The sequence below is a fragment of the Phenylobacterium sp. SCN 70-31 genome (assembly GCF_001724605.1).
Lineage (GTDB): Bacteria > Pseudomonadota > Alphaproteobacteria > Caulobacterales > Caulobacteraceae > Phenylobacterium.
Window position 1 is genome coordinate 144,082 of the sequence record NZ_MEEX01000003.1, and the last position, 17,121, is coordinate 161,202.

Sequence of the window (17,121 nt, forward strand, 5' to 3'; positions counted from 1 at the left end):
AATCGCGAGGAGCCCCGCGTGACCAACTCCACGGCCCGGAAGTTCGGGCACCCGGCCACTCTGGTCGCCGAGACCGGCCACTGGCTGGTGCTGGTCCGGCCCCAGCAGCCGACGTTCGGGTCCCTCGTCCTGGTCTGCAAGGAGGACGCCCGGGCCTTCTCCGACCTGTCGCCGGCCGCCTTCGCCGACCTCCAGAAGGCCGTGCGGGGTATCGAGACGCTGCTGAGCGACGCGGTCGCGTACGAGAAGATCAACTACCTCATGCTGATGATGGTGGACCCCGACGTCCACTTTCACGTCATTCCACGCTACCCTGGCGAGCGGTCGCACGGCGGCCAGGCCTTCGCCGACGCCGGCTGGCCCGGCCCGCCCGCACTTGCGTCTCACGTCGCGCTGAGCGAGGAGGAGGCCAAGGCGCTGGCCGCCGACTTCGCCGCCCGCTGGCGGGCATGACCGCCGCAATCCGGGGACCCGATTGAGTCTCATCGACCGCTATCTGCTCCGCCTGGCCTTCTGGCCGATGGTGGGAGCGACGGGGGTGACCCTCATCGCGCTTCTGCTGGAGCGCACGTTGCGGCTGCTCGACATGCTGTCGGCGTCCAGCGACCGGTTCGGCTTCGTGGCCCAGCTCGCCGTCAATCTGGTGCCGCACTACGTGGGCCTGACCCTGCCCGCGGCCTTCTTCCTGGCGCTGGTCATCGTCGTGAACCGGATGAACCAGTCGTCCGAGATCGACGCCCTGCTGGCCGCCGGCTTCTCCCTCACGCGGCTCGCGGCGCCCTACCTCTGCCTCGCGGCGGCCCTGACGGTGGTCAGCCTGGTGGTCTTCGGCTTCGCACAGCCCTACAGCCGCTACGCCTACCGCGCCGTCCTCCACACGGCCCAGAACGCCGGCTGGAACGGCCTGATCCCGGCCGAGACGATCCTGTCGCCGTCGAAGGATCTGACGATGACCACCGACATCGCCGATCCCGCGGGCCAGCAGCTCTCGCGCGTCTTCATCCGTCGGATCACGGAGAAAGGCCGCGAGGAGATCACCACCGCCGCCATGGCCGAGCTCAGCCGCACCGCCGACGGCCAGAACGTCCGGCTCGAACTTCGTGACGGCCAGCAGCTCCGCTTCAACGCCGAGGGTCGGCCCGAGACCCTCAGCTTCCAGGCCTTCACCATGCAGCTTCCGATGACGGGGCCGGCCCGACTGCTTCGGGCGCGCGGCGGCGACGAGCGCGAACTCACGCTCTTCGAACTCGCCGACCAGGCGCGGTCCGGACACTCCACCCTTCCGAAGGAGACATTGAAGGGCGAACTGTACGGCCGGCTGGCCCGGGCCTTCGGCCTGTTGCTGCTGCCGATGCTGGCCGTGCCGCTGGGGCTCGCCGCAAAGCGCAGCGGTCGCGCCCCGGGCGCGATCGTGGGCGGCCTCCTGCTGCTCGCCTTCCACCACACGATCCAGCTCGGCCAGGGCCTGGCCGAGACCGGGCGGGCGCCGGCCGAACTGGCCGTCGGCGTGCCGTTCGGCGTCTTCGCCGGCATCTGCTTCCTGGTCTTCTTCACCAGCCTCAAGCGCCCCGGCGAGACCCCCGTGGGCCGGGCGATGGAGCATCTGTCGGCCTGGGCGGCGCGCATGCGCCTCCGCCGGGCCGCGGGCGCGACGGGCGCGGCCGCATGACGCTCGGCCTCTATCTCCTGAAGCTGATGGCCTCGCGGATCGGCGCGGCCCTGTTCGCTCTCGTCGGCGTCCTACAGATCCTCGACCTGCTGGACGTCTCGACCGACATCCTGGACCGCAACCTGGGCGCCGGCGGCGTGGCCTACTATGCGCTCCTGCGCCTGCCGCGGCTGATCGAACAGTCTGCGCCCCTCGCCGTGCTGGCCGGCTCCCTGTTCGCGTTCGGAAAGCTGGCCGGGGACAGCGCGGTGACCGCGATGCGCTCGACCGGAATTTCGGCCTACCGGATCACCATGATGGCGCTTCCCACGGCACTCACCCTCGCCCTGGCTCAACTCGCGATCGGCACGGTGATCGCCCCCCGCACCGACACCATCCTCAGCGAGTGGTGGCAGGCCAGCACCCCCCCCGACGCCGCCAAGGCCGTCGACCCGGTGACCTTCCGCGTTGGCGACGAGATCGTGGTGGCCGTCCCCCGCGATCCCGACGGGACCAGCCTGGAACAGGTGACGATCTACAAGCGCGACGCCTCGGGGCGTCTGATCCAGAGGACCAACGCCCAGGCGGCTGTCTACGAGGATGGCCGCTGGAGACTGGTCGAGCCCCGCTTCGAGACCCTCGGCGACGACAATGTGGTCGAGAGCGCCGCCCAGCGCATGGACTGGACCGCCAACCTGACCCCCGGCGACGTTCGCGCCCTGGCGATGGGCGAAACGACGGTGACCGCCGCCGAAGCCAGCCGCGCCCTGGCCGGCGGCCTCTCGACCCGGCCCCGCACGTTCTACGACACCCAGCTCCAGCGAAGCTGGGCGGCGCCTGTCGCCTGCCTGGTCATGATGCTGCTGGCGGCGCCGGCGGCGCTCGCCAACTTCCGGGGCGGCGGCGTCACCCTGACGGTCCAGTGCCTGGCGTCGGGACTGCTGTTCCTGGTCTTCGACGGCGCCTTCACGGCCCTGGGCGAGAACGGGGCGGCGCCGGCCGTGCTGGCCGCATGGGCGGCCCCGTCGATCTTCGCGGCCCTGGGCGTCACCGCCCTGCTGTACCTGGAAGGCTGAGCGCGCCTTGGGGGACGTCGTCGTCACGCCCGTGGCCGGCAAGTCCGAGCTCGACCGTTTCATCCGCTTGGGCGCGCGCATCGGAGCCGCAGATCCGAACTACGTCGCGCCCCTGCTGTTCGAGCGTCACGAGGCGCTGAGCCCCAAGGGGAACCCCTTCTTCCAGCATGCCGACGTGCAGTTCTGGCTGGCCTGCCGCGACGGACGCGACGTGGGCCGCATCAGCGCGCAGATCGATCGCCTGAATCCCCAGACCCGGGACGGCATCGGACACTTCGGCATGATCGCAGCCGAGGACGACCCGCAGGTCTTCGCCGCGCTCTTCGCCGCCGCCGAGGCCTGGCTGAAGGACCGTGGCTGCCGCACCGCCCTGGGCCCGGTCAATCTCTCGACGAACGAGGAGGTCGGCCTGCTGGTCGAGGGCCGAGACACCCCGCCCATGTTCATGATGGGTCACGACGCCCCCTACGCGGGCGCCCGTATCGAGGGCCAGGGCTACGCCAAGGCCAAGGACATCCACGCCTATGTCTGCAGCGTGGCCGACGATCTGCCGGGCCCCATCCTGCGCCGCGTGCGCAAGGCGCCGGCCGAAGGCGTGCGCCTGCGCACCCTGGAGATGAAGCGGCTGGACGAAGAGGTCCGCACTCTCACCGGCATCCTGAACGACGCCTGGTCCGGCAACTGGGGCTTCACCCCGACCACCGAGGCCGAGACCCAGGCGCTGGCCAGCAACCTGCGCCTGCTGATCGACCCCCGCCTGGCCTGGTTCGCCGAGATCGACGGCGAGGCGGCGGGCTTCATGATCCTGCTGCCCAACATCAACGAGGCCATCGCCGACCTGGACGGCAAGCTGTTCCCCCTCGGCTGGGCCAAGCTGCTCTGGCGGTTGAAGGTGAAGGGGCCGAAGACCGGCCGCGTGCCGCTGATGGGCGTGAAGCGCAAGTTCGCCTCGACCCTGCGCGGCCAGCTCCTGCCCTTCCAGCTCATCGACGCGGTCGCCCAGGCGGCGCGAAAGCTGGGCTACGAGCGCTACGAGCTCTCCTGGGTCCTCGAGGACAACCTGCCGATGCGCCGCATCTGCGACGCCGGCGGCGCGCGGATCTACAAGACCTACCGCGTCTACGAGAAGGCGCTTTCCGGGAATGCGGACGCTTGACCGGCTTCGCCGCCCTGGTGCTGGCCGGATCGCGCGGCGGGCCGGACCCGGTCGCCGCGTATGGCGAGGCGTCTCACAAGGCCCTGATCCGGCTCGGCGGCGAAACCCTGCTGGCCCGCGTCGTCGGCGCGCTGCGGGCCGCGGGCGCGGGCTGCATCGCCGTGATCTCGAGCCATCCCGACGTGCGCGCCGAGATCGCCCGCCTCGGCTGCGAGGCGCTCGATGAGGCCTCCGGCCCCAGCCTCAGCGTCCGTGTCGGCGCGGACGCCCTGGGCGCGCCCCTGCTCGTCACCACCGCCGACCACGCCCTCCTGCGGCCCGAGTGGATCGACCAGTTCCGCGCGGACATGCCGGCGGGCGCCGACGTCGCCGTTCTGGTGGCCGCCCGCGCCACGGTGGAGGCCGCCGCGCCGGGGACGAAGCGCACCTGGCTCAGGCTGGCCGACGGCGACTGGTCGGGCTGCAATCTCTTCTACCTCGCCACACCCCGCGCCCTGGCCGTCCTCGACCTCTGGCGGCGCGTCGAGGCCGAGCGCAAGCGCCCCTGGAGGATGGCCCGGATCCTGGGTCCGGGAATGCTGCTGCGCTACCTCTTCCGCCGCCTCACCCTGCGCGCTGCGGCCACGCGGCTGGGGGACCTCGCCGGGGTGAACGCCGCCGTGGTGGAAAGCCCCTACGGCCTCGCGTCTGTCGATGTGGACAAGCCCGCCGACCTCGACCTCGTGCGACAGATCGCCGGGAGCTGAGTCAGACCGTCCAGCCGCCGGAGAGCCGGGTCAGGTTCTCCACGTCCTGCGGGAAGTCCATCTCGCCCCACTCCAGGCCCTCAATGGACGCGACCTTCACGTCCACGCCCGACCGCGCCAGTTCGTCGATCACCGACAGATACCAGCGGCGCAGGCCCTCGGGGGTCTGGAGCACCTTTTCGACGCCGTCGCGGAACTTCACCGCGCCCTCGGGCGAGAAGCGCAGGAAGCCGATCGACTCGGCGTCATAGGCCTCGATGGTCTTGCCGATGGCCACCAGACGGCCGTGGTCGGTCAACACCTTCATGTCGTCGGCGTCGTAGCTGTCCTTGCGGTCGATGGTGACCGTGATTTCGGCGGGCGGCGCCGAAAGCAGCGCCTCGGCCACGCCGGGCCCGAACAGGGTGTCGCCGTTCAGCACCAGCACCTCGCGGTCGAATTCCTCACGCACGATCCAGCATGACGCAGTGTTGTCCGAGACCGTGTAGAACGGGTTGAACTGGAGCCGCACCGGCATCGACAGGTTCAGCTGTGCGATCTCGGCCTCGACCGCGTCGGCGCGGAAACCGGTGACGATCACAGCTTCGCCGACACCCGCGGCCTGCAACCGCAGGAGTTGCCAGGCCAGAAGCGTCCGGCCCGACAGTTCGATCAGGCATTTCGGGCGGGACTCGGTCAGCGGCAGGAGGCGCTTGCCCTGGCCGGCGGCGAGGATGATGGCTCTGCTGGGCGGCGTCACGAAATCGTCCGTGAATGGGAAAAGGCCCGTGGAAGCGGCCGGCCCTTATGACGGCCCGTAGGGCGAAAGGAAAGAGGCGGCCGACGGTCTCTGGCCACGAGACGGGGCGGAACACGCGAACCAGAATGCAGGAGACCCCGCAAGGCCTTCGCCCGCGGGGTCTCCCGGATCGCGTACCGGCGCGTACGGCCGGGGCTCGCGCGCCTACTTCAGGTGCGCCGCCAGGTGCTTGTTCATCTCGAACATGCTGACCTTGTCCTTGCCGCCGAAGATCGGCTTCAGCTTGGCGTCGGCCAGGATCTCGCGCTTGTTGGCGGGATTCTGGAGGTTGTTCTTCTTGATGTAGTCCCAGATCTTGGAAACGGTCTCGCCGCGCGAAAGCTGGCCGGCGCCTACAACGGCGGCCAGCTCAGCGGACGGCGTCAGGGGCTTCTGCAGGGCGTTCGTGTTCTTACCAGTGGCCATGGGCTCCCCCAGTCGATTGCGTTGGCGCGACGTCCTGGCGGGGGTCGCCCGGACCGAGTCGCTTGGCGCATCCTAGCGCGCCCTACGCCTTGCGCTATAGAAGATGCGCTCGGGGAAGTCGCCTACGGGTTGAGCCCGGCCCGTCCCTGTCCGTCGGGACCACGCCCCGCCGCGGAGGACGGCCACAGCGCACGGTGGAAGAGATCCAGGAGAGCGCCCCCATCCGGCGCGCCGTCGCCCACCTCGACATCGAAGGGCACGCCCGCCAGACCCAGGGCCGCCTCGAGGACGCCGGCTCGCGGGTGAGTGATACCCACCGTATAGCCGAGGCGCACGACACCGTTGATTCGATTGGCGATTTCCAGAGCGCTGCGGACGCCGAGCCGCGATGGGCCATAGGCCGCGACCGCCGCGATGCGCTCGGAGCGCCAGGCCGCCAGCGAGAGGGCCGCATCGGCGCAGGCGCCGAAGCCCGCCACGCCCACGCGCGTGTCGTCGACGCCCCGCAGATCGGCCAGGTGGTCCACGCAGGCGACGGCGGCTTCGCGACGCGCTTCGGCGCCCAGTCCTTTCAGATCGGGGACCAGAACGAAAAACCTGTGGGCGGATAACCGGCGGGCCTCGGTCGCCAGTCCCGTCGCCCCGTGCCGGCCGTCGCCGAGCAGGATCACCGGCGGATTGTCGCCGGGCGTGTCAGGATACGCGACGAAGGCGTCCACCACCCCGTCCTCGCGCTCAATCTCGATGCGGGCGTCAGGCATACGGGCATCATATTACTACCAATCTAATAGGAATATGATGGAAGTCTGGATGCGCTTTCAGTTTTGCTCCGCGTCGGCCGTCCCCGACGACGGCGTCACGAAGGCGATCTGCGATTAAACGCCCTCCAGCGCCACCGTCACCTTCGCCGAAAGCCCGGGCCGCAGCTTGGCCACGTCGGGCTGACCGGGGTCGAACCGGAGCCGGACCGGGACGCGCTGGACGATCTTGGTGAAGTTGCCAACGCCCGGTTCGAACGGCAGCAGGGCGAACTGAGAGCCCGTGCCGGGGGCGAAGCTCTCCACATGGGCCTTCAAGGTCACGCCGGGAAGCGCGTCCACCTTCACCGAGGCAGGCTGGCCGCCCAGCATCCGCGCGGTCTGGGTCTCCTTGAAGTTGGCGGTCACATACAGGCGGTCCATCGGCGTGATCACCAGCATGCGCGAACCCGGCTGCACATAGTCGCCCACGTTCGCCTGGCGGTCGCCCACGACCCCGGCCACGGGCGCCCGGATCACCGCGTGGTCGCGGTCCTGCCGCGCGAGGTCCAGGGACGCGGCGGCGCGCGCACGCTGGGCGCGGGCCTGGGCCACGGCGGCGGCCAGTTCCCCGCGGCGGCCTGCGGTGGCGGTCAGGCGGCTGCGATTGACCGCCAGCTCGGCGCGACTGCGGTCGGCGGCGGCGGCCGCCGCCACGGCCTGGGCCTCCACCCGATCGGCCTCGCGCCGGGGGGCGTAGCCGGTCTTCAGCAGGGCCTCGTAGCGACCCCAGTCCGCACGGGCCCGCTGCACCTCTGCGTCGGCGGCCCGGATGCCGGTCTCGGCCTCGCGCACCTGGGCGGCGGCCACCGCCTCGTCGTCGGCCAGCCGCGCCAGCGCCGCCTCGGCGGCCGAGACCGTCGCTTCGGCCACCGCCAGATCGCCCTCGGCGGCCGCGACCCGGGCGGCGTACTCCTCGGTGTCGAGGCGGACGAGAGGCTGGCCCACCGCCACCGGCTGGTTGTCGGCCACCAGCACCTCGGCGACATGGCCCCGCACCCGCGGCGCCACCACGGTCACATCGGTCTTCACATAGGCGTTGTCGGTCGTGGCCGAGGCCTTGGCGGCGTGGATGTAGGCGTAGCCCGCACCGCCGACGGCCAGGGCCGCGATGAGCACCAGCACGCCGCGAGGCGGCAGGCGACGCTTCGGCCTCACCGGGGCGCCGGCGGTGACGGACTCCATCTTCATCGCTCGAACACCAGCAGCGTCGAGGTGGCGGTGGCGTAGACGACCCCCTTCCCGTCCACGAGCCGCCCCTCGGCGAAGGCCGCCCGACGGCCGGCCTGGATCACACGGCCTTCGGCGCGGACGGGTCCGGTCTCCTTGGTCAGGGCCTTGTGATAGGCGACCTTGAGCTCCAGCGTGGTGTAGCCCTGTCCCGCCTTCAGCGTCGAATGGACGGCGCAGCCCACGGCCGAATCGAGCAGCGTCGCGGCATAGCCGCCGTGGACCGTGCCGATGGGGTTGTAGACGCTCTCGTCCGGGTGGCCGCCGAACACGACCCGCCCTTCCTCGATCTCGATGACGGTGAAGCCCAGGGTTCGGCCGATTCCCGGTCCGCGCTCGGGCCGCTCGGGATCGAAGGCGTAGCGGAGCTGCTCGATCCCCGACATCCCGCGCGGGTCGGCGACCTGGGTGTCTGGCGTGACGGCGTTCATGTCAGGATTCCCATCCGGTGTTTGATGCGATGTCGGGCGTCGGCCAGCAGGCGGTCCGCCTCGGCGTCGTCGGAGATGGCGCGGGCGATCAGGACGCTTCCGGCCATCTCGGCCACCAGCGACGCCGCCACGCTGTCGGGGTCGGGCGTCGCCTCGGGCAGCCAGCCGGCGACCCGGCGGACCAGCGACTTCAGGCCGCGCTCGTAGGCTTCCCGGACCGCCAGGCCCTGGCGCGGCAGGTCGCTGGACAGCGTGGCGACGGGGCACCCACCCTCGGGATGGTCGCGGTGGCGCATGGTGACGTAGGTGTCCACGAACGTCGCCAGGGCCTCGCGCCGCGAGGCGCCGTCGGTGAGGCGGGCGAAACGCCGCGCGCTCGAACCGAAGGCCTCGTCGATCGCGGCGACGATCAGGGCCTCCTTCGACGGGAAGTGCGCGTAGAAGCCCCCGTGGGTCAGGCCGGCCGCGGCCATGATCTCGGCCACGCCCACCCCCTCGGGTCCTTTCGAGCGCACGGCGGCCGCAGCGGCCCGGACCACCTTCTTCCGCGTCTCGTCCTTGTGCGTATCGCTGTAGCGCATCGCGCGCGTCGCCTTTATATGATGATGATCATATTAGACGTCCCAGGCCTGAGCGCAACCCATGTCCGTCGATCCCGCCACGCTCAGCGAACGGCGAAAGCTGTTGATCTTCGGCGTCATGGCCTTCGGCCAGTTCATGGCTCTGCTCGACATCCAGATCGTCGCGGCGTCGCTCAACTCGATCCAGGCGGGCCTCAACGCCGGCCCCGACGAGATCGCCTGGGTACAGACCTCCTACCTGATGGCCGAGATCGTCATGATCCCGCTCGCGGCCTTCCTGTCCCAGGCGCTCTCCACCCGTTGGCTGTTCACGCTCTCGGCGGGTCTGTTCACCACCTCCAGCCTGCTGTGCGGCCTGGCCTGGGATATCAATTCCATGATCGCCTTCCGGGCGCTCCAGGGCTTCACCGGCGGGGCCATGGTGCCGCTGGTGTTCGCCACCGGCTTCGTGCTGTTCGAGGGGCCCAAGCGCGCCATGGTGCCGGCGATCCTCGGCATGGTGTCCACGCTGGCCCCCACCCTCGGGCCTACGGTCGGCGGTCTCATCACCGAGTATGTGGACTGGCGCTGGCTGTTCTTCATGAACATCGTGCCCGGCGTCGCCGTCACCCTGCTCTTCCCCCTGATCGGAAAGGTCGACGCCGCCAGCCCCGCGATGCTGCGCCGGATCGACTGGCAGCACGTGGCCTCGCTGGCCGTCTTCCTGGGCGGGCTCCAGTACGTGCTGGAGGAAGGCCCGCGGCACGAGTGGTTCAACGACGAGGCGGTGCTGGCCGCAGCCTGGGTTTCGTTCGTCGGCGCGGTCGTCTTCTTCGAGCGGACTTTTTTCTCCACCATGCCGGTGGTGAAGCTGACGCCGTTCCTGCGGCCCACCTTCGTCATGGCCTGCGTTCTGAACGTGGTGATCGGCTTCGGCCTCTATGCGGTGACCTACCTGACGCCCGTCTACCTCGGCCGCGTGCGCGAGTTCTCCAGCCTCCAGATCGGGATGACCGTCTTCGTCACCGGGATCGCCATGACCGTCACCGCCCCCATCGCGGCCCGCCTCTCCACCCGTGTGGACGGGCGCTACGTGATCGCCGTGGGCTTCGCGATGTTCGCCGTCTCCCAATGGATGTTCTCCCAGGTCACCCCCGAGTGGGGCTTCTGGGAGCTGTTCTGGCCCCAGGTCATGCGCGGGCTGGCCATGCTGCTCTGCATCGTCCCGGCGGTGGGGATGGCGCTGAACGGCGTGCCGCCGGATCAACTCCGCTATGCCTCGGGCCTCTTCAACCTGATGCGCAACCTGGGCGGCGCGGTGGGCATCGCGGTGGTCAACACCTGGCTCATCGACTTCACGCGCATGCACGCCGCCAGCCTCTCCGCGGCCCTGGGCGAACAACCCGACCGCGCGCGAGAGGCCCTGGCCGGCCTGGCGCAACTGGCCCAGGCCTGGACACCCGACGGCGCACGGGCGCTCCAGATGGCCGAAGCGGTGATGGGCCGGATCGTGGGCCGCGAGGCGGTGACCCTGGCCTTCGCCGACGCCTATGTGTTGATGGCGCTCCTGTTCGCGGCCGCCCTGCTGATCGTGCCTTTCGCCAAGCCGGCGCCCGTCGAGGGGCCGCCACCGGCCGAGCACTGACCGTCACGCGCTTCGCCCGCCCCTTGGAACTGGGCCCGCGCAAAGCCAAGGGCTAGGCGACCCCGCCAACCCTGATAGAATCCCGTTCTCCCGGAGAGAGGGGCGACATGGATTTTGTTCTGGATCCCATCGATCGGCGCATCCTGCGCGAACTTCAGCGCGATGCGACCGTTCCCATCGCCGACCTCGCCCTGCATGTGGGCCTGTCGCAGACGCCCTGCTGGAAGCGGGTGAAGCGGCTCACCGACGCCGGCGTCATCTCGCGTCGCGTGGCGCTGGTCGAGCGGAACAAGGTGGACCTCGGCCTCGCGGTCTTCGTGTCGGTGAAGACCAGCCGCCACGATCAGGAATGGCTCGACACCTTCGCCCGCACCGCCGCGGCCATGCCCGAGGTGGTCGAGTTCTACCGGCTCTCGGGCGACACCGACTATCTGCTCAAGGTGCTGGTGAAGGATATCGCGGCCTACGACGCCTTCTACAAGCGCCTGATCGCCGCCGTGCCACTGTCGGACGTTTCGTCCGCCTTCGCCATGGAGCAGATCAAGTACACCACCGCAGTGCCCGTCTGACGGCAGGGACGGTTTGACATAACCCGGCGGCAGGCGGCCAACTTCCCCGAAGACAAGAAACGTTCGGGAGGATGGCAGTCATGGCGTGGACCTTCGCCGCGGTCTGGGAAGCGATCGCAGCCTCGCAGCCGGACAGGCCGGCGCTGGTCCATGGCGAACGCGTCGTCACCTGGGGCGACTTCGACCGCCGGGCCGACGCCCTGGCCGACCACCTGATCGCCTCGGGCCTGGGCCGTCAGGCCAAGGTGGCGGGCTATCTCTACAACGGTCCCGAATACCTCGAGGCCTATTTCGCGGCCTTCAAGGGCGGGTTCGCCCCGGTCAACACCAACTACCGGTATGGCCCCGAAGAGGTGGCCTATCTCTTTGACAACGCCGACGCCGAGGCCGTGGTCTTCCACGCCGGCTTCACCGACCTCCTGGAGAAGATCCGCGGTCGCCTGCCCAAGGTGAAGGCCTGGATCGCCGTGGCCGAGCCGGGCCATCCGGTCCCGGCCTGGGCCGCCGACTACGACGCCGTCGTGAGCCGCCCGATCGAGGCGCGGCCGGTCCGCGCGCCGTGGGGCGTCAGCGGCGACGACCTTCTGCTGCTCTACACCGGCGGCACCACCGGCATGCCCAAGGGCGTCATGTGGCGTCAGGACGACCTGTTCCAGGTGATCGGGGCCGGCGGCAATGCGGCCATGGGCATCCCGCCCGCCACCTCGATCGACGAGCTGATCACGCGCATCCAAGGTCCGACGCACCTGCGCGCCACATCGATCGTCTGCGCCCCGCTCATGCACGGCACCGGCCAGTTCTCGGCCTTCATCACCTTTAACGGCGGCGGCACGGTCTGCGCCCTGCCCTCGCGCCGGTTCGACGCCGTCGAGCTCTGGAACGAGGTCGAGCGACTCCACGCCACCAACATCGTCATCGTGGGCCTCGCCTTCTCGACACCGATGCTCGAGGCGCTGGACGCGAACCCCGGCCGCTGGGACCTGTCCAGCGTCCGCGCCATGAGTTCGTCCGGATCGATGTGGAGCCAGGAGAACAAGCGCGGGCTGCTGCGCCATATTCCCCAGGCGGTGATCGCCGACAGCTTCGGCTCGTCCGAGGCGGTCGGCCTGGGCGCCTCGTCGTCGGCCTCGGGCGCCGAGGCTCAGACCGCCGCCTTCATGCTGGGCCCCAACACCGCCGTGTTCACCGAGGGGGGCCGGCGCGTGGAGCCGGGGTCGGGCGAACGCGGCCTGGTCGCCGTCTCCGGCTTTCTGCCTCAGGGCTACTACAAGGACGAGGAGAAATCGGCCAAGACCTTCAAGGTCATCGAAGGCGTCCGCTGGAGCGTGCCAGGCGACTGGGCCGAGGTGAACCTGGACGGGACGCTGAAACTCCTGGGCCGGGGCTCGGTCTGCATCAACACCGGCGGCGAGAAGGTCTTCCCCGAAGAGGTCGAGGAAGCCCTGAAACGCCACGCCGCGGTGCGCGACGCCGTGGTCGTCGGGGTGCCCGACCCGCGTTTCGGCGAGCGCATCTGCGCCGTGGTGGAGCCCGAGGCCGGCGCCCGGCCGACGCTGGCCGAGCTGTCGGCCCACGTCCAGGGTCAGCTCGCCGGCTACAAGGCCCCGCGCGAGCTCGTCGTGGTCGACACCATCGGCCGCGCTCCCAACGGGAAGGTCGACTACAAGGCCGTGAAGGCGCACGCGCTGAAGACGCTGGGCGTGTCCGCCTGAAGGCGGCGGCGGAAGGGTCCGACGCCGGATTCCGGCTAGACTGACCTTACGGACGGCGGAGGACGATCCGCCTCGAAGAAACACCGCGATACGCGAGGAACCACCATGGCTGAAGCTTACATCATCGACGCCTGCCGCACGCCGCGCGGCATCGGCAAGGTCGGCAAGGGCGCGCTCGCCGACCACCACCCGCAGCATCTGGGCGCGACGGTCCTGGGCGCCCTGCGCGACCGCAACAACCTGAACACCGCCGACGTCGACGACGTGATCTGGGGCACCTCGTCCCAGCGCGGCAAGCAGGGCGGCGACATGGGCCGGATGGCGGCCCTGGACGCCGGATACGACATCAAGGCCTCGGGCGTCACGCTGGACCGCTACTGCGGTTCGGGCATCACCGCCGTGAATCTGGCCGCGGCCCAGATCATGTCGGGCATGGAAGACCTGGTGATCGCCGGCGGCTGCGAGATGATGTCGTACACGGCCTCCAGCGCGCCCAAGCCCGATCCGGAAGCCGGGCCGATGCTGATGGACTCGGGCAACCTGCGCCTGCGCGCCAAGCATCCGCAGAGCCATCAGGGCGTCTGCGCCGACGCCATCGCCACGCTGGAAGGCATCACCCGCGAGGCGCTGGACGAGTTGGCCTACGTCAGCCAGCAGCGCGCCGACAAGGCCATCAAGGAAGGCCGCTTCGACCGCGCCCTGGTGCCGGTGCTGCGCGAGGACGGCTCGGTCGCCCTGGACCACGAGGAGTTCCCCCGTCCCCAGACCACGCTGGAAGGCCTCGCCGGCCTGAAGCCGTCGTTCGAGGCGATGGCCAACGTGCCGCTCGACAGCAAGGGCACCACCTTCGCGGGCCTGATCAACAAGGTGTACCCCGACCTCAAGATCCGGCACTTCCACCACGCCGGCAACTCGTCGGGCGTCGTGGACGGCTCGGCCGCGGTGCTGCTGGCTTCGGCCGAATATGCGAAGAAGAACGGCCTGAAGCCCCGCGCCCGGGTCGTCGCCATGGCCAATGTCGGCGACAGCCCGACCCTGATGCTGAACGCCCCGGTCCCGGCCGCACAGAAGGTGCTGAAGAAGGCCGGCCTCACCCCCGACGACATCGATCTGTGGGAGATCAACGAGGCCTTCGCCGTCGTCGCCGAGAAGTTCATCCGCGACCTGAAGCTCGACCGCGAGAAGGTCAATGTGAACGGCGGCGCGATGGCGCTGGGCCACCCGATCGGCGCCACCGGCTCGATCCTCATCGGCACGATCGTCGACGAACTGGAGCGGCGGGACCTCAAGCGCGGCCTGGTCACCATGTGCGCCGCCGGCGGCATGGCCCCGGCCATCATCGTCGAGCGCGTCTGATCGTGGCCGAGCTCTCGCGCCAGCGCCGGTTCGTCACGCCGGGGCCGGACGAGACGCTGGAGCAACTGGCGCTCCGGGCTCTCCCCGACGAGAGCCCGGAGGCCGGCGCCGACCTCATCCGGAGCTGGAACCTGCACATCTTCGCGATGCGCCGGCCGCCCGGCCTCCTTCTGGGATCGGACGTGGTGTTCGTGGAGCCGCCCCTTGGCTGAAGCCGTCATCGTCGGGGCCGAGATGGTCGCCGGCCATGACGGCACGGTCGAGTTGCTGGTCCGGCTGCGCCATCCGAACGGCGCCGAGGGACCGGTGGTGCTGGACGAGGAGACGGGGCTGAACCTGATGGCCGCCTGCGGCGCGGCCAGCGTCGAGGACCTGACGGGACAGTCCTGGCGGAAGATCGTGGAGGGAGTGCGATGTTCGACCTGATCGTTCGCGGTGGGACCGTCGTCGACGGCTCGGGCCAGCCCGGCTTCGCCGGCGACGTGGCGGTCAAGGATGGCCGCATCGCCGCCGTGGGCGAAGTCGAAGGCGAGGCGCGCCGCGTGATCGACGCCGCCGGCCGCATCGTGGCGCCGGGCTTCATCGACCCCCACACCCACTTCGACGTCCAGCTCCTGTGGGACGGCGCCGCGCGTCCGGCGCTGGAGCATGGGGTCACCTGCGTCGTGCCCGGCAACTGCTCGTTGTCGCTGGCGCCGATCAAGGCCGACGATCGCCGCCGTGTGGTGGGCATGTTCCAGCAGATCGAGGAGATGCCGCCCGAGGCGTTCACCACCGCCTTCGACTGGACTTGGGAGGATTTCGCCGGCTACCGCGCCGCCATCGAGGACGGGCTCTCCATCAACGTCGCGCCCCTGGTGGGCCACAGCGTGATCCGCCTCTGGGTCATGGGCGCCGCCGCCCAGGAGCGCGCCGCCACGGCCGACGAGATCACGGCCATGCAGGACCTGCTGCGCGAGTGCCTGGCGGCCGGCGCCGTGGGCCTGTCCACCAGCTTCGTCGATGTCGACGAGACCGGCCGCCCCGTCCCCAGCCGCTTCGCCCAGTTCGAGGAGCTGGACGCCCTGGCCGCCGTGCTGGGCGAGTACGGCCGCATGCTCCAGTGCGTACCCGAGTTCTACGCCACCGACATCACCATCGCGCGCATCGACCAGCTCGCCGAGCTGTCGCTGAAGCACGGCATCCCAACCACCTTCTCGCCCCTGTTCGACACCTCGGCCGTTCCCGACAACGCGCCGCGCGCCATCGCCCGGGTCGAGGAGCAGTTCGCGCGCGGCGCCCGCGTCTGGCCCCAGATGCAGACCCGGCCCATCGACATCAGTTTCAGTCTGCTGCGCCCCAGCCTGTTCTTCGCCCGCCTGCCCCGCTGGGTGCGCGTTCTGCGCCAGCCGCTGGACCAAAGGCTGGCCGCCCTGCGCGATCCCGACACCGTCGAGAAGATGGTAGGCGATCTGGGTCCCGACGGCGGCGAGGCGATGATGGGCCGCCTGATCGTCCGCGGCGGCGACGCCGCGCCCGCCGGCCTGGTCGGCAAGACACTGTCAGAGGTCGCCCGCGAGCGTGGCCAGGTCCCGGCGCGCGCGCTGATCGAGCTGTCTCTGGAAAACGGCCTCGACGTGGCCTTCCTGTCCGCGAGCCAGGGGCACCAGTCCACCGACCGCATCGGCCCCATGCTGGCCCACCCGCTGGTCCATATCGGCGCCAGCGACGGCGGCGCGCACCTCGCCTCGTTCTCCACCTACGGCGACACCGGCTATCTGTTCTCGGAGTTCGTGCGCAAGGCAGGCGCGATGTCCCTCGAGAAGGCGGTCGCCAAGATCACGGCCGAGACCGCCGACATCTGGGGCCTGAAGGACCGCGGCCGGCTGGCGCCCGGCCTGGCCGCCGACATCGTGGTCTTCGATGCTAAGAGCATCGACCGGGCCGACGAGCTTCCGGCGTTTGACATGCCTGGAGACGGCATGCGCTACGTCCGCGCCGCCCGCGGCGTCGACACCGTCCTGGTGAACGGCGAAGTGGCCTATGCGGATGGCGGATATACAGACTCCCGGTCGGGCGTTGTCTGCGTCTAGCTTTCTCAAATCTTAATGCAGCGTTAATTTCTGACGAGACCGTCAGTATTCACCCGCGCTACGCCGTTGTTTCGCCCGATTTATTCTTCAAGGTCGGGAACACAGGGTGACCTCCCTGGTTACAGGTCTGACGACGCAAAATGCGGCGCCTCGACAGGAATGGCCTCAAGACGCCGATCGGGGACTCCCCCATGCTCGCCACCGCCGCCAACTCGTCGCACGCCCTCGCCCGCGAGCTTTCGGCCGCCCGCGCCCAACTCGCGAGCCAGGAACGTCAGATCCAGGAACTGAACCACCGGATCGCCAACAGCCTTCAGCTCGCGGCCGACATGCTGGTGTTCGAACAGCTCCGCGCCCGCGATCCGATCGCCCAGGCCGCGCTGGAGGCCAGCCACGCGCGCCTTGTCGCCGTCGGCGAACTCCATCGCTACCTGCACGACCATGCCGACCAGCCCCAGGTCGAACTGGGCGGCTTCCTCGCAGGCCTGTGCCAGGCGATCTCGGCCTCAACGGGCCTCGCCTGCACCGTGAACGCCGACCTCGCCCGTGTTCCCGGCGACATGGCGCAGAAACTGGCCATCGCCGTCAACGAACTCGCCATCAACGCCGCGAAGCACGCCTACGACGGCAAGCCGGGCGGGAGCCTGATGGTCACCAGCCGCAGAGACGGCGTCGAACTGGTCCTCACCGTCGCCGACCGCGGCAGAGGCCTCGACGCCGACCGGAGCCGGAGCGGTCTTGGCCAGGATGGGCTCGGTCAGGGTGGTTTGGGTATGTCGATCCTGGCGGCGCTGGTCCGCGACCTGGACGGCGCCCTGACCGCCCACAGCGAGGGCGGCGCCGTCTTCACCATCCGTGCGCCGCTGCCCGTCGCGCCGCCTCATGGCTTCCGGAGCTGGGCGCCGGAAATCTGACGTGG

General features: G+C 70.0%; 19 protein-coding genes. 13 read left to right on the forward strand and 6 right to left on the reverse strand.

What is annotated here, in order from left to right:
- Window positions 1-18 precede the first annotated feature (18 nt).
- From ABS78_RS01940 to ABS78_RS01960, 5 genes are read left to right on the forward strand one after another with little or no spacing between them, the layout of a single operon-like run.
- The gene (locus tag ABS78_RS01940) at window positions 19-453 is read left to right on the forward strand and encodes an HIT family protein (protein ID WP_293374329.1); all 435 of its coding nucleotides are present in this window, start codon (window positions 19-21) and stop codon (window positions 451-453) included.
- Window positions 454-475: 22 nt separating this feature from the next.
- Window positions 476-1,669 (forward strand): LptF/LptG family permease, encoded by a 1,194-nt coding sequence (locus ABS78_RS01945; RefSeq protein WP_293374331.1) that lies wholly within the window; start codon window positions 476-478, stop codon window positions 1,667-1,669.
- Window positions 1,666-2,724 (forward strand): LptF/LptG family permease, encoded by a 1,059-nt coding sequence (locus ABS78_RS01950; RefSeq protein WP_293374333.1) that lies wholly within the window; start codon window positions 1,666-1,668, stop codon window positions 2,722-2,724. The genes ABS78_RS01945 and ABS78_RS01950 overlap by 4 nt, the downstream gene beginning before the upstream one ends.
- Window positions 2,725-2,731: 7 nt before the next feature.
- On the forward strand, window positions 2,732-3,880 hold the full coding sequence (locus ABS78_RS01955; protein WP_293374335.1) for a dATP pyrophosphohydrolase: 1,149 nt from the start codon (window positions 2,732-2,734) through the stop codon (window positions 3,878-3,880).
- Window positions 3,877-4,626 carry a nucleotidyltransferase family protein gene (locus ABS78_RS01960; RefSeq protein WP_293374337.1) on the forward strand — a complete coding sequence of 250 codons (750 nt, stop codon included), beginning with the start codon at window positions 3,877-3,879 and terminating at the stop codon, window positions 4,624-4,626. Before ABS78_RS01955 ends, ABS78_RS01960 begins: the two co-directional genes overlap by 4 nt.
- Before the next feature lies 1 nt (window position 4,627).
- Here the strand turns inward: ABS78_RS01960 and ABS78_RS01965 are convergent, their stop codons facing one another.
- The 6 genes from ABS78_RS01965 to ABS78_RS01990 form a co-directional block, all read right to left on the reverse strand.
- On the reverse strand, window positions 4,628-5,365 hold the full coding sequence (locus tag ABS78_RS01965) for a phosphocholine cytidylyltransferase family protein (protein ID WP_293374339.1): 738 nt from the start codon (window positions 5,363-5,365) through the stop codon (window positions 4,628-4,630).
- A 204-nt stretch (window positions 5,366-5,569) separates the two neighbouring features.
- Entirely contained in the window at window positions 5,570-5,830 is a 261-nt protein-coding gene (locus ABS78_RS01970) for an SWIB/MDM2 domain-containing protein (protein WP_293374341.1), read from the reverse strand.
- A gap of 122 nt (window positions 5,831-5,952) precedes the next feature.
- Entirely contained in the window at window positions 5,953-6,591 is a 639-nt protein-coding gene (locus ABS78_RS01975; protein WP_293374343.1) for a hypothetical protein, read from the reverse strand.
- A gap of 114 nt (window positions 6,592-6,705) precedes the next feature.
- A complete protein-coding gene (locus ABS78_RS01980; protein WP_293374345.1) occupies window positions 6,706-7,812 on the reverse strand; it encodes an HlyD family secretion protein in 1,107 nt (368 codons plus the stop codon).
- A 2-nt stretch (window positions 7,813-7,814) separates the two neighbouring features.
- Window positions 7,815-8,288, reverse strand: a complete 474-nt coding sequence (locus ABS78_RS01985) for a PaaI family thioesterase (protein WP_293374347.1) — start codon at window positions 8,286-8,288, stop codon at window positions 7,815-7,817.
- Window positions 8,285-8,869, reverse strand: coding sequence for a TetR/AcrR family transcriptional regulator (locus ABS78_RS01990; protein ID WP_293374349.1), 585 nt, complete (start codon window positions 8,867-8,869; stop codon window positions 8,285-8,287). The genes ABS78_RS01985 and ABS78_RS01990 overlap by 4 nt, the downstream gene beginning before the upstream one ends.
- A gap of 61 nt (window positions 8,870-8,930) precedes the next feature.
- Here ABS78_RS01990 and ABS78_RS01995 point away from each other — a divergent pair, with 61 nt between their 5' ends.
- From ABS78_RS01995 to ABS78_RS02030, 8 genes are all read left to right on the forward strand, one after another.
- Entirely contained in the window at window positions 8,931-10,493 is a 1,563-nt protein-coding gene (locus ABS78_RS01995) for a DHA2 family efflux MFS transporter permease subunit (protein WP_293374351.1), read from the forward strand.
- Window positions 10,494-10,600: 107 nt separating this feature from the next.
- Complete coding sequence (locus tag ABS78_RS02000; protein ID WP_293374352.1) at window positions 10,601-11,062, forward strand: Lrp/AsnC family transcriptional regulator; 462 nt, start codon at window positions 10,601-10,603, stop codon at window positions 11,060-11,062.
- A gap of 80 nt (window positions 11,063-11,142) precedes the next feature.
- Window positions 11,143-12,774 (forward strand): acyl-CoA synthetase, encoded by a 1,632-nt coding sequence (locus ABS78_RS02005; RefSeq protein WP_293374354.1) that lies wholly within the window; start codon window positions 11,143-11,145, stop codon window positions 12,772-12,774.
- 105 nt (window positions 12,775-12,879) lie between these two features.
- The gene (locus ABS78_RS02010; protein WP_293374356.1) at window positions 12,880-14,130 is read left to right on the forward strand and encodes an acetyl-CoA C-acetyltransferase; all 1,251 of its coding nucleotides are present in this window, start codon (window positions 12,880-12,882) and stop codon (window positions 14,128-14,130) included.
- Window positions 14,131-14,132: 2 nt separating this feature from the next.
- A complete protein-coding gene (locus ABS78_RS02015; RefSeq protein ID WP_293374358.1) occupies window positions 14,133-14,342 on the forward strand; it encodes a hypothetical protein in 210 nt (69 codons plus the stop codon).
- Window positions 14,335-14,556 carry a hypothetical protein gene (locus tag ABS78_RS02020; protein WP_293374360.1) on the forward strand — a complete coding sequence of 74 codons (222 nt, stop codon included), beginning with the start codon at window positions 14,335-14,337 and terminating at the stop codon, window positions 14,554-14,556. Before ABS78_RS02015 ends, ABS78_RS02020 begins: the two co-directional genes overlap by 8 nt.
- Window positions 14,544-16,202, forward strand: a complete 1,659-nt coding sequence (locus tag ABS78_RS02025) for an amidohydrolase family protein (RefSeq protein WP_293374362.1) — start codon at window positions 14,544-14,546, stop codon at window positions 16,200-16,202. Before ABS78_RS02020 ends, ABS78_RS02025 begins: the two co-directional genes overlap by 13 nt.
- A gap of 191 nt (window positions 16,203-16,393) precedes the next feature.
- The gene (locus tag ABS78_RS02030; RefSeq protein ID WP_293374364.1) at window positions 16,394-17,116 is read left to right on the forward strand and encodes a sensor histidine kinase; all 723 of its coding nucleotides are present in this window, start codon (window positions 16,394-16,396) and stop codon (window positions 17,114-17,116) included.
- The last annotated feature ends 5 nt before the right edge of the window (window positions 17,117-17,121 follow it).

Bases quoted from the DNA above. Each gene is read 5' to 3' on its own strand.
- ABS78_RS01970 (WP_293374341.1), bottom strand. From the start codon at position 5,830: ATGGCCACTGGTAAGAACACGAACGCCCTGCAGAAGCCCCTGACGCCG.
- ABS78_RS02010 (WP_293374356.1), top strand. From the start codon at position 12,880: ATGGCTGAAGCTTACATCATCGACGCCTGCCGCACGCCGCGCGGCATC.
- ABS78_RS01950 (WP_293374333.1), top strand. From the start codon at position 1,666: ATGACGCTCGGCCTCTATCTCCTGAAGCTGATGGCCTCGCGGATCGGC.
- ABS78_RS01985 (WP_293374347.1), bottom strand. From the start codon at position 8,288: ATGAACGCCGTCACGCCAGACACCCAGGTCGCCGACCCGCGCGGGATG.
- ABS78_RS01975 (WP_293374343.1), bottom strand. From the start codon at position 6,591: ATGCCTGACGCCCGCATCGAGATTGAGCGCGAGGACGGGGTGGTGGAC.
- ABS78_RS01980 (WP_293374345.1), bottom strand. From the start codon at position 7,812: ATGGAGTCCGTCACCGCCGGCGCCCCGGTGAGGCCGAAGCGTCGCCTG.
- ABS78_RS02025 (WP_293374362.1), top strand. From the start codon at position 14,544: ATGTTCGACCTGATCGTTCGCGGTGGGACCGTCGTCGACGGCTCGGGC.
- ABS78_RS01990 (WP_293374349.1), bottom strand. From the start codon at position 8,869: ATGCGCTACAGCGATACGCACAAGGACGAGACGCGGAAGAAGGTGGTC.
- ABS78_RS02000 (WP_293374352.1), top strand. From the start codon at position 10,601: ATGGATTTTGTTCTGGATCCCATCGATCGGCGCATCCTGCGCGAACTT.
- ABS78_RS01995 (WP_293374351.1), top strand. From the start codon at position 8,931: ATGTCCGTCGATCCCGCCACGCTCAGCGAACGGCGAAAGCTGTTGATC.
- ABS78_RS02005 (WP_293374354.1), top strand. From the start codon at position 11,143: ATGGCGTGGACCTTCGCCGCGGTCTGGGAAGCGATCGCAGCCTCGCAG.
- ABS78_RS02030 (WP_293374364.1), top strand. From the start codon at position 16,394: ATGCTCGCCACCGCCGCCAACTCGTCGCACGCCCTCGCCCGCGAGCTT.